Origin of the sequence: Paenibacillus phytorum (assembly GCF_013141715.1) — a bacterium.
Lineage (GTDB): Bacteria > Bacillota > Bacilli > Paenibacillales > NBRC-103111 > Paenibacillus_E > Paenibacillus_E phytorum.
On record NZ_WHOA01000197.1, the window covers coordinates 177795 to 188819 of the forward strand.

Sequence of the window (11025 nt, forward strand, 5' to 3'; positions counted from 1 at the left end):
GTAACCCTTGACACATAGAAAAATGGTGAATAGCATCACAGAGCTAATCGGTGATACACCGGCCGTGCGGATTAACCGATTGGTAGGTCCGAATGATGCGGAGCTCTACGTGAAGCTTGAATACTTTAATCCAAGCGGCAGTGTAAAAGACCGTGCTGCGTTTAATTTAATCGAACAGGCGGAGAAAGATGGACTGCTTCGTCCTGGCGCTAAGATTATTGAGCCGACTAGCGGTAATACTGGCATTGGACTTGCCATGAATGCAGCTGCTAGAGGCTACAAGGCTATTCTAATCATGCCGGACAACATGACCAAAGAACGGATTAATCTGCTCAAGGCCTATGGCGCAGAGGTCGTACTCACTCCCGCCGCGCTGCGGATGCCGGGAGCGATTGAGAAAGCGAAGGAGCTGCGGGATCAGATACCTGGCAGCTATATCCCGCAGCAGTTCGAGAATCCGGCGAATCCGAGCATTCATCGGACGACAACAGCTCCGGAAATTCTGGAGCAAATGGACGGGCGTCTGGATGCTTTCGTAGCAACTTCAGGAACGGGCGGAACGATCACCGGAACGGGAGAGGTGCTCCGAGAGAAGCTGCCGGATATCCAGATCTATGTGGTGGAGCCGAAGGGCTCACCGGTTCTATCTGGAGGAAGTCCAGGTCCGCATAAACTGGTTGGTACGAGTCCAGGTTTCGTACCCGCTATTCTGAACACAAGCGTATATGATCAGATCGTGCAGGTGACTGACGAAGATGCAATTCGAACCATGAAAGATCTGGCCAGCAAGGAAGGCATTCTTGTGGGACCTTCGGCCGGAGCCTCCGTGTGGACAGGTATGCAGGTAGCTCGTAAGCTAGGAGCGGGCAAGAGAGTGCTCTGTATTGCACCGGATACGGGCGAAAGATATTTGAGTATGGACATTTTTGATTAAATACATGATTAAATTCATAAATAAGTTAGCAAATATGAGCGGCCCACCGGATCCAAATGATTCGGATGGGCCGTTCTTCATTATTTTTTAACAAAAAAGATAATAAAAGAACATTGAATAAAAATTCATAATTGAGTATAATTATAAGTATAAGAAGGTTTGGGATGAAAGGTGGAAATACGTTGAAATTAGCATACATTAATGCGCTTCCTGAAGAAGGTCAATTCCAGGAATTTATACAGACATATACAGAAGAATGCATAACATTTGGAGCGCAAGCGATTGTGAATTGGAACGATTTCCAATCGGAACACGTTATCTCGGTTTATGATGAGAATAAGCTTGTCGGAATCGGTTGTATGGCGGGAGAATGTCATGTCCATGTGCGTCCTACGTATGAGCATCGTGAAATTGAAACTATGATGAATAAGTTGCTGCAAGCCGAATCGAAGGTTAGTTTGGTTCACGGACAATCCTGATTATTACTTGTAGGCAGAGGCTACTCGGGAGGTCCCGGTGGCCTTTTTTTTATTTGTGAGGTGGAAATTTCGGTTATACAAAAATATTCCGCTCTAAAACAAGCTCAGTAATTGAATTAGGACAGCAATTCATTGTAAGATTAAAGGATGAACGAATCAGATTTCAGAAAGGTAGGTTTAACCATGGATGCTTTGAAGCTTAAAATTCTCGAACTACTGAAGGAAGATGCCCGCAGGAGTGCGGACTTGATCGCCACTATGCTAGGAACGGCGGAGGCCGAGGTGGCGCGAGCGATAAGCGAGATGGAAGCGGATAAGGTCATCGTCAAATACGCGACAGTAGTTAACTGGAGTAAAGTGGATGACGAAAAGGTTACCGCCCTAATTGAAGTGCAAATTACGCCGGAACGCGGACACGGGTTTGATGCTATCGCGGAACGGATCTATTTATATCCAGAAGTCAAATCGGTTTATCTTATGTCTGGCGCTTATGATTTACTTGTGGAAATTGAGGGCAGTTCCCTCAAACAAGTCGCTTCTTTCGTGTCCAACAAGCTTTCGCCGATTGACCGTGTACTTTCAACAAAGACGAATTTTATATTAAAAAAATACAAACAAGACGGCATTATATTCGAGGATCAGGAAAACGATCACCGAATGCTCGTTTCGCCGTAAAGAAGAGGGAACGCCATGATCAAAGATGAGATAACGATCCAGCAGAACAAGGTAAAATCGATGCAGGACTACCTCGCTCCTGCCGTACGTGAAATGAAGCCTTCAGGTATTCGAAAGTTTTTTGATTTGGTGAGTAACAGCAAGGAAGATATTATCTCTCTTGGTGTAGGGGAACCGGACTTTTCAACACCTTGGCATGTCCGTGAAGCAGCTGTGCATTCCTTGGAACGCGGTAGAACGAAATACACGCCAAACTCAGGTATTCCTGAGCTTCGTGAAGCGATTGCCGATTACCTTCATACGTCGTTTAAAGTGAAATATGAGCCATCAAATGAAGTTCTTGTTACGGTTGGCGGCAGTGAAGCGATTGACTTAGCTCTCCGAGCTTTGATAACGCCGGGTGACGAAATTCTTATACCTGAACCTTGTTATATTTCGTATTCCCCAATTACGAGCATAAGCGGCGGTGTAGCTGTTGGGATCGAGACCTTCGCGAAGGACCAGTTCAAGCTGACTGAGAAAGCACTTCGCGACGCGATTACGCCACGTTCTAAGATATTGATTCTCTGCTATCCTAGCAATCCAACTGGCGGTATTATGACCTATGAGGATTGGCTGCCGATTGCCAAAGTCATTGAAGAGAACGATCTTATTGTCATTTCCGATGAAATATATGCAGAGCTGACTTATGGGCAGAAGCACGTGAGCTTCGCGGCTATTCCTGGTATGAAAGATCGGACAATCTTGGTTAGCGGTTTCTCCAAAGCTTTTGCCATGACAGGCTGGCGGATGGGATATGCTTGCGGTCACCATGAGCTTATTTCGGCGATGACCAAAATTCATCAATATACGGTGATGTGCGCACCGGTGATGGGTCAAGTTGCTGCTCATGAGGCGTTGACGAATGGCTTGGAAGAAAAAGATCGGATGATCGAGTCCTATAACCAGCGCAGACGTCTAATTGTAAAAGGGTTCCGAGATATTGGTCTCGAATGCCATGAGCCGCAAGGCGCTTTCTATGCATTTCCAAGTATTGTTGCTACAGGATTAACTTCAGAAGAGTTTGCTCAGCGGCTATTATTTGAGTCAAAAGTTGCTGCAGTGCCGGGAGATGTGTTTGGTTTAGGTGGAGAAGGCTTCTTACGTTGTTCCTATGCCTATAGTGTTTCTCAATTAAATGAAGCATTAGAGAGAATTGGAAATTTTATGAGAAAATTGTAATGAATAATGTAAATAAATATGTTCATTATTGATGAAAACTGGTATTCTTGTAGTAAGGAGGGATGAGCATGGCTTTTATGGAATATCAACTATCAACCTATCAAAAACATTTTCAAATTCGAGAACAGGATTTCGGACAACGTTGGTTGACCAAGCGTGCGAAGAAGAAAAACTCCCTCACCTTATTAGAAGAAGAGATTCATTCTCTGCGACGAAGGTTAGAACAGATGGTATTTGATGGGGAAGAAATGACTTCTGATTCCGTCGTTGAATTGAGTACAATCCTAGACCAAAAAATAAATGAATATATGCATAATGGGAAAAAAAGTCGGTGAAAACCGACTTTTCTCATGACTATCGATGGATTCAGATAACAAACGGAGGTACGCTCACAACATGAAAGTGAAATGGCTGTTGGTTATAATGATAGGGCTTATGGTGATGCTTACGGGTTGCGGCGGGCCGAAGCCGGATGTATCTATATTTATGATGGGCTCTAATGGTTTTCCAAGTGAAGCGGGGGACAAGCTGGAGAGTTCTTTGAAATCAAAGGTGGGCGAGGTTCCTACAGTCAAAATCAATACATCCCCTATATTTTCGTTGGAAAAAATGATTGTGGAGCTAGCTGCAGGAGGCAACGGCATCTTCATTCTTGCCGAAGATCAATTCAAATCACTTAGTAATCAAGCGGGTTTCGTTTCTTTGGATGATACGATCAAACCGGAAGATTATCCAGATGGCGTTATTCAAATCGCTGAAGAGGGCAAGCCTGCTGAAAAGCATCTCTATGGTATTCCTCTTACAGGAAACAAATGGATGAAAGAGCAAGGCTTTGAAGGAAAAGGCTTGGTGGCTTTTATTCCTCAAAATGCTCCAAAGTTGAATGAGTCGAAGCAAGTGCTCAAAGTAATTGCACAAAAGTAACAAGAAGTCTATAATCGACAAATAGATTGATAGTAAAATATGCAGCCATAGGTGCTGGTAAGCTCATTAAGAAGAGATTGCCACTTAAAAGGGAAGCCGGTTAAAGTCCGGCACGGTCCCGCCACTGTAATCCAGGCATGAGTTGCCGGGAGAGTCAGGATACCTGCCCATGGTGCCGTTTACGACATCCTTCGAGGAAAAGGATCGCGTTAAATCAGGAAGTAACCTTAGGGTTGCTGAGCACCGCGATTTATCGTCCCCATTGTTCCTTTGAGAACAATGGGGCTCTTTTGTTAGGGTCAATCGAAATAATTGTTCAGAGAGAGGGTTTATTAGATGAAAAGGAATTCAGTAAAAAAAGCATTTATTCTTACAGTAGCGCTAGTAACAGCAATTAGTCTCGCAGCTTGTGGTAAAAAGGAAACGGAAATTTCCAATCCGTCTAAGCTTGGCGGGGAAGGGACGAAAGCTCCTGCTGCAACGACGGCACCATCAACGGCAGCCAAAAAGACGGTCTATCCATTGAAAATAAAGGATGCTACGGGCAAGGAGTTTACCTTTGATAAAGCGCCTGAGCGTATTGCATCCGTCTCCCCCGCAGAGACTGAAGCCCTTTTTGCAATTGGGCTGGAGGCTAATATTGTTGGTGTATCTGATTTTGATGATTATCCAGAAGCGGCGAAAACGAAGCCGAAGCTTGGCAGTATAACGAAGCCTAACCAAGAAGCAGTTATTGCAGCCAACGCGAATGTCGTATTCACAGGGGTTTCGATGAAACCTGATACTGTAGAAAAGCTCCGTACTTTGAATATTAACGTGTTTAAAGTGGAGCCGAAAACTTTGGATGATGCCATTGCTAACATTCAAACCTACGGATTGATTACAGATCATCAGGAGCAAGCGGAAAAAGTGGTTGCCAAGATGAAAGCGGACCGTCAAAAGGTTGTTAATGCAGTGAAAGACGTCAAGCAAGAGAACAAGAAAAAGGTATACATTGAATTTGCCCCGGGATGGACTGTGGGCAGTGGCGAATACATGGATGAATTGATCAAGCTTTCTGGCGGGATTAACGTCGCAGGAGACGGTAAAGGCTGGTATCAAATCAGTGAAGAGAAAATTATTCAACAAAACCCAGGTGTAATTTTGTTCGCCAATGGGGTCGTCGATACTAAAAGCAAGAAACCACTTGATGAAATTATCCGTACGCGAAGCGGCTGGGATACCATTGATGCTGTGAAGAATAAGCAGGTGATTGGCCTCGACCAAAACATGTTGAGCCGTCCCGGTCCAAGAATGACCGATGGACTGCTTGAAATGGCGAAAGGCATTTATCCCGAACTGGTGAAATAAAATGAAAAGAAAATTAATGCTATGGGGAGGAGTAGGGGTTATACTCCTTCTTCTTTCTATTGTGGCGAGCTTGTCGCTGGGCACCGCTAATCTCCCCGTTCTGCAAATTGCCAGTATTCTCGCCAAGCATATCCCTTGGCTGGGAGATCACATCGATGCCACCTGGCCGCAGTCGTCGGAACAAATCATTAATAAAGTACGATTTCCTCGTGTATTACTAGGGATTCTTGTAGGGGCCTCACTCTCTATTGCAGGGGCAGCTTTTCAAGGTGTGCTGCGCAATCCGCTGGCGGATCCTTATGCACTCGGTGTATCCTCGGGGGCTTCTGTAGGGGCCGCATTTTTAATCTATTTTGGACTGCAAGTGGCGTGGTTTGGGCAATGGTCGATCCCTATTGTTGCCTTCGTAACGGGACTTATTTCTTTATTTCTAGTTCTAAAGCTGGCCCAGATCGAAGGGAAGCTGAAGATGGAGACGCTTATATTATCAGGTGTGGTCATGCAGGCATTTCTAGGGGCAATCGTATCCTTCATGGTGTCTATTTCCAATCAAGTCATAAATGAAATCATTTTCTGGCTAATGGGCAGCTTGGCAATGCGAGGTTGGTCGTATACATATATCATTTCACCCTATTTAATTATCGGTTTTGTCGTGCTGCTTAGCTATGCGAGGTCGTTAAATTTACTGGCTCTAGGTGAGCGGCAGGCGTCGCATCTCGGCGTGAGTGTAGAGCGTACAAAGCTAATTGTACTAATTGTGGCTACATTCCTAACTGCCGCTGCGGTATCGGTTGCTGGTGTAATCGGCTTTGTAGGGCTCATCGTGCCACATTTAGTGCGACTATTAGTAGGTCCGGATTATCGGTTGATTATTCCATTGTCCGCAATTGGTGGCGGCATTTATGTCCTCTGGGCAGATACACTTGCCCGTACCCTGCTGAGTCCAACCGAAATTCCACTTGGGGTTATCACGGCATTTCTGGGCGCGCCATTTTTTGCTTATTTGCTCCACAAGGATAAGAAAACGTTAAGAGGTTGATCAAGATGATTAAAGTGGCACACCTTTCCCAAAGCTTTAAGGAACAGCAAGTGCTGGAGAACATCAGTTTCGAGATCAAGCAGGGTGAATTTTTTGGCATTATTGGGCCAAACGGCAGCGGTAAGTCGACGTTACTCCGTCTAATATCAGGGATTGATCCTGTGAAAAACGGAAGTGTTGACCTGGATGGCCGGCTAGTATCCTCCTATTCACGAAAAGAGCTAGCTAGATGGCTTGCTGTCCTCCAGCAGGATGCGCTGCCTCCAGTAGGCTTTACAGTCCGTGAAGTTGTGGAAATGGGCCGATATCCTTTTCAGAATTGGCTTGGTGAGGAGCCGGCTGATGCGGAAGGTCTAATTGATGGGATTGTCCGGAAGCTGCACTTGGAACCGCTGATTGATCGAACAATCGAGCGCCTCAGCGGCGGTGAACGGCAGCGTGTCGCTCTTGCTAAAGTGATGGCGCAGCAGCCGCGGCTGCTTATGCTGGATGAACCAACAACGTTCTTGGATATCGGATATCAAGTACAGATGATGGACTACATCAAGGAATGGCAGCTGGAATCCGAGTTGACGGTTGTAGCTGTCCTGCATGACTTGAATTTGGCTGCGCAGTACTGCACGCGATTAATGGTTGTACATCATGGCGAGCTTGCAGCGATAGGAACACCTGATGAAATCATTACTAGCGGATTAATCAGCGAAGTGTATGGGACAGAACCGATTGTCCTACAGCACCCCGTTAACGATGCGCCGCAAATTTTATTACAGCCAGGAAAATAGTTGAGCTATCGGAGGACACAATCATGAATAGGATGCAAGAGATTATAGATAGCATTAAGCCTGTTTATCAGGAGGTAGTGAACCAAGCGAATGAGCATTTGAATCAGTTGACGAAACCACAGGGAAGCCTCGGGAAACTGGAAGATATTGCGCGTCAGGTTGCCGGAATAACGGGCGAAGTCATGCCGATTTTTGATAAAAAAGCGGTCATCGTAATGGCCGGAGATCACGGCGTATGTGAAGAAGGTATTAGTGCATATCCGGCGGAAGTAACGCCACAAATGGTGCTTAATTTCCTTTATGGCGGGGCTGCTGTCAACGTTCTTGCCAGACATGCTGGCGCTGAAGTTTTCTGTGTCGATATGGGGGTAAATGCTGACCTGGAGCATCCTGATCTCGTTTCTCGCAAAGTAAGAAAAGGGACGCGCAATATGGCGCGAGAAGCGGCATTAACGCTGGATGAGACAGTGCAAGCGATACAAGCTGGTGTAGAAGTTGTGGACGAGTTGGTGGAAAAGGGCTACCGACTCTTTGCTATGGGAGAGATGGGAATTGGCAATACAACGGCCAGCGCCGCGATTCTGTGCGCTTTAACGGGCTTGGATGCTAGTATTGCTGTTGGCCGGGGAACGGGCATTGATGATGGCAAATGGTTGCATAAAGTGTCCGTTGTGAATAAGGCGCTGGATGTGAATGGGCTTCGTGTGGATGAGGTGAATCGATCAAGCGCTGAGTATGCGCTCGATGTGTTAATGAAGGTCGGCGGATTGGAGATCGCCGGACTTGTTGGCGTAATTCTCGGCGCAGCGAAGAATCGCTGTCCGGTTGTAGTCGACGGCTTCATCTCGTCGGCAGCTGCACTCGTGGCGAGCCGATTAGCACCGCTAAGCGCGTCCTACATGCTCGCCTCGCACTTATCGCAGGAGCAGGGGCATGCGAAGCTGCTCGAAGCAGTTGGCCTCGCAGCGATGCTGCAGATGGATATGCGCCTGGGCGAAGGAACGGGCGCGGTGCTTGCCTTTAACTTGATCGATGCCGCAGGCAAGATCATGAAGGAAATGGCGACATTCGAAAGCGCAGGCGTGTCGCGGGGTTAGCCTCGTGGCGATATGCCGGTAAAAGGCAAGCTTACGCAGTAAGCATGGATAAGGAGGCGAAGGCGCCATGGCGGTTTTGGTTACGGGCGGCGCGCGCAGTGGCAAGAGTTCTTTCGCGGAGAAGCTCGCCATGCATGGCAGCGAGCGAGGGATTTATATCGCGACTTCCCACATCTACGATGAGGAAATGAAGGAGCGGGTTGAGCTGCATCAGCAGATGAGGCTTGGCTCGGGGTATCCATGGGATACCCGGGAGGAGCCTTTCCAACTGCGGGAGCTGCTGCTTCAGCTGCAGGAGAGCGGGGAGGATGCCGTGGTCTTGGTCGACTGTTTGACACTCTGGCTGTCCAATTGGTTGCTCCATCATGAGGGGGAATTAGATGCTTCTGCTCGGGTAATGAAACGCATAGACGAGCTTGTAGAAGCAGTGTCCGTCTACCGTGGACACCTCATCTTGGTTACGAATGAAGTTGGTGACGGCATTGTGCCGGAATATCCACTTGGCCGCCATTTTCGTGATTTGGCAGGACGAATGAATCAACGCTTAGCCGAGGTATGTGAGCAGGTATTCCTTGTCACGGTAGGCATACCCATGGAGTTAAAAAGCAGAGCTTATCGACTGGAATAATAAGTCTTTAGGCATGGAACGGTGATCATTATGTGGATATATTCTTGGCAGGAAATCGTTAGTATGACGGCTGCTGCCATTGTACTGGACTGGCTGATTGGTGATCCGAAGTGGCCGACACATCCGGTTATTCTCGTCGGACGCTTCATTCGGTGGGTAGAAGGCAAGTTACATAAAGGAAAAGAGACGCCAGTTATATCGTCTGGATGGGTGCGAACGAAAGGTGTCGTGCTTACTGTTTCAACAGTAGTGCTTAGCTTTAGCGTGATGCTGCTGTTCATTCTTACTGCTCGCTCGATTCATGAGTGGCTCGGATATTTGGTTTCTACGTGGTTCATTTCCACAACGATAGCTATAAAAGGATTAAAAGATGCCGCATATCTGGTATACAATCCGCTGCGTACAGGGAATCTCGCAGATGCTCGTAAGTACACGGGCTACATTGTAGGCCGTGATACGGATGAGCTCGGCGAGGAAGAACTGACGCGCGCGGTTGTGGAGACCGTGGCGGAGAACATTGTCGACGCGGTCATCGCGCCCTTGTTCTATGCGCTGATCGGCGGAGCGCCGCTCGCGATGCTGTACCGGGCATCGAATACACTGGATTCGATGGTCGGCTACCGAAATGACAGATACCGTCATTTCGGCTGGGCGTCGGCCCGCTGGGACGACGTTATGAACTGGATCCCGGCTCGGCTGACCGGCCTCCTGTTGATCCTCGTCGCCCTGCTGCAGCCGGGCCTCTCGGCGAAGCGCGCAGCGGCAGCGATTCGCCGCTTCGCGCACCTGCACCCCAGCCCGAATAGCGGAATTCCGGAGTCGGCGGTAGCCGGGGCACTCGGAATTGAGCTGGGCGGGCTGAACGTCTATGGCGGCGCTGCGAGCGAGCGCGCTCGCCTGGGCTGGCCGCTGCGGGAGCTAGCGCAGCAGGATATTGTCTACGCCGTGAGGATGCTTTACGGCGTTAGCTTTGTAGTGATGGGAGGATTGCTATGCATACTACTCGTACTGTTTTACTAGACTGGCTGCGTGCTTGCATAGCAGCCTTTCAGTTTTTAACCCGTTTGCCCATTCCTGTGCAAATTGACTATACAGACCGAGTATTCCAAAGAAGCGTGATATTCTATCCGCTAGCGGGTTTCGTCATCGGTCTTCTTTTACTCCTAGCAGACGAGGGGTTAAGTCTCGTCCTACCTGCGATGCCCGCAGCCGTTCTGCTGCTTGGGTTCTGGGTCGTTTTAACAGGCGGCCTTCATCTAGATGGGCTAATGGATACCGCTGATGGTATCCTTAGCCACAGACCCCGTGAGCAAATGCTAGAAATCATGAAAGACAGTCGCGTAGGCGCCATGGGTGTCATCGTTTGTGTTCTCCACCTGCTCCTCAAATTTTCGCTTCTTTACACCTTGCTGGGTACTGGTGGAATGGGCGGAGTGTACTTCTTACTTGCCATCGTTCCCATCTGGAGTCGTTGGTTTATGGTTGCAGCTATTCAAGGTTGGCCCTACGCCCGGCAAAGCTCAGGATTAGGGAGTTTTTTTCGCGGAGTTACCAAATGGCATGTAACTATGTCTGGATTAGTAGCCCTCTTTGCCACTACGCTTTTAGTCGCTGTGTTTTCCACATGGCTAGCTGATCCTAGCGTGATATCTTTCTCCTTAATCTATGATTTAACTATTATTTTTAGCTTTGCTATAGGCACAAGTCTAATAGGTTGGCTTTTGGCCACGTATATAAGCCGTAAATTAGGCGGTTTAACCGGAGATACATATGGTGCCTTGAATGAACTCCTCGAAACACTACTTTTGTTGGGCATTACCATTTTCATAACTTCTCACATGTAGGTTTGTAACATCCCGGACCAAAAATATGCCTTGGGGATAAATCAGCATCATC

Annotated in this window: 13 protein-coding genes and 1 riboswitch; all 13 genes read left to right on the plus strand. The window is 47.7% G+C overall.

Annotation, left to right across the window (positions count from 1 at the left end; translation table 11 throughout):
• The first annotated feature begins 22 nt into the window (after window positions 1–22).
• The 13 genes from cysK to cobS all read left to right on the plus strand — a co-directional run bounded on the left by cysK (window position 23) and on the right by cobS (window position 10973).
• Window positions 23–934, plus strand: coding sequence for a cysteine synthase A (gene cysK / locus GC098_RS28260; protein ID WP_171646569.1), 912 nt, complete (start codon window positions 23–25; stop codon window positions 932–934).
• A 182-nt stretch (window positions 935–1116) separates the two neighbouring features.
• The gene (locus GC098_RS28265; protein ID WP_171646513.1) at window positions 1117–1413 is read left to right on the plus strand and encodes a hypothetical protein; all 297 of its coding nucleotides are present in this window, start codon (window positions 1117–1119) and stop codon (window positions 1411–1413) included.
• A gap of 183 nt (window positions 1414–1596) precedes the next feature.
• Window positions 1597–2088: an Lrp/AsnC family transcriptional regulator gene (locus GC098_RS28270; RefSeq protein ID WP_057304798.1), complete on the plus strand. Its 492-nt coding sequence runs from the start codon at window positions 1597–1599 to the stop codon at window positions 2086–2088.
• Between the two features lie 15 nt (window positions 2089–2103).
• Complete coding sequence (locus tag GC098_RS28275; RefSeq protein ID WP_029194083.1) at window positions 2104–3309, plus strand: aminotransferase class I/II-fold pyridoxal phosphate-dependent enzyme; 1206 nt, start codon at window positions 2104–2106, stop codon at window positions 3307–3309.
• Window positions 3310–3377: 68 nt separating this feature from the next.
• Complete coding sequence (locus GC098_RS28280) at window positions 3378–3644, plus strand: aspartyl-phosphate phosphatase Spo0E family protein (RefSeq protein WP_047677416.1); 267 nt, start codon at window positions 3378–3380, stop codon at window positions 3642–3644.
• A gap of 61 nt (window positions 3645–3705) precedes the next feature.
• Window positions 3706–4233, plus strand: coding sequence for a type 2 periplasmic-binding domain-containing protein (locus tag GC098_RS28285; RefSeq protein ID WP_171646514.1), 528 nt, complete (start codon window positions 3706–3708; stop codon window positions 4231–4233).
• A gap of 32 nt (window positions 4234–4265) precedes the next feature.
• Window positions 4266–4418: riboswitch (cobalamin riboswitch) on the plus strand.
• Window positions 4419–4569: 151 nt separating this feature from the next.
• Window positions 4570–5583, plus strand: coding sequence for an ABC transporter substrate-binding protein (locus tag GC098_RS28290; RefSeq protein ID WP_171646515.1), 1014 nt, complete (start codon window positions 4570–4572; stop codon window positions 5581–5583).
• Window position 5584: 1 nt separating this feature from the next.
• The gene (locus GC098_RS28295; RefSeq protein WP_171646516.1) at window positions 5585–6622 is read left to right on the plus strand and encodes a FecCD family ABC transporter permease; all 1038 of its coding nucleotides are present in this window, start codon (window positions 5585–5587) and stop codon (window positions 6620–6622) included.
• A 5-nt stretch (window positions 6623–6627) separates the two neighbouring features.
• Entirely contained in the window at window positions 6628–7404 is a 777-nt protein-coding gene (locus tag GC098_RS28300) for an ABC transporter ATP-binding protein (protein WP_171646517.1), read from the plus strand.
• 23 nt (window positions 7405–7427) lie between these two features.
• A complete protein-coding gene (cobT, locus tag GC098_RS28305) occupies window positions 7428–8501 on the plus strand; it encodes a nicotinate-nucleotide--dimethylbenzimidazole phosphoribosyltransferase (RefSeq protein WP_171646518.1) in 1074 nt (357 codons plus the stop codon).
• Between the two features lie 67 nt (window positions 8502–8568).
• Window positions 8569–9129: a bifunctional adenosylcobinamide kinase/adenosylcobinamide-phosphate guanylyltransferase gene (cobU, locus tag GC098_RS28310; RefSeq protein ID WP_171646519.1), complete on the plus strand. Its 561-nt coding sequence runs from the start codon at window positions 8569–8571 to the stop codon at window positions 9127–9129.
• 30 nt (window positions 9130–9159) lie between these two features.
• Entirely contained in the window at window positions 9160–10149 is a 990-nt protein-coding gene (gene cbiB, locus GC098_RS28315) for an adenosylcobinamide-phosphate synthase CbiB (protein WP_171646520.1), read from the plus strand.
• Window positions 10122–10973, plus strand: a complete 852-nt coding sequence (cobS, locus tag GC098_RS28320) for an adenosylcobinamide-GDP ribazoletransferase (protein ID WP_171646521.1) — start codon at window positions 10122–10124, stop codon at window positions 10971–10973. Before cbiB ends, cobS begins: the two co-directional genes overlap by 28 nt.
• Window positions 10974–11025: the final 52 nt, after the last annotated feature.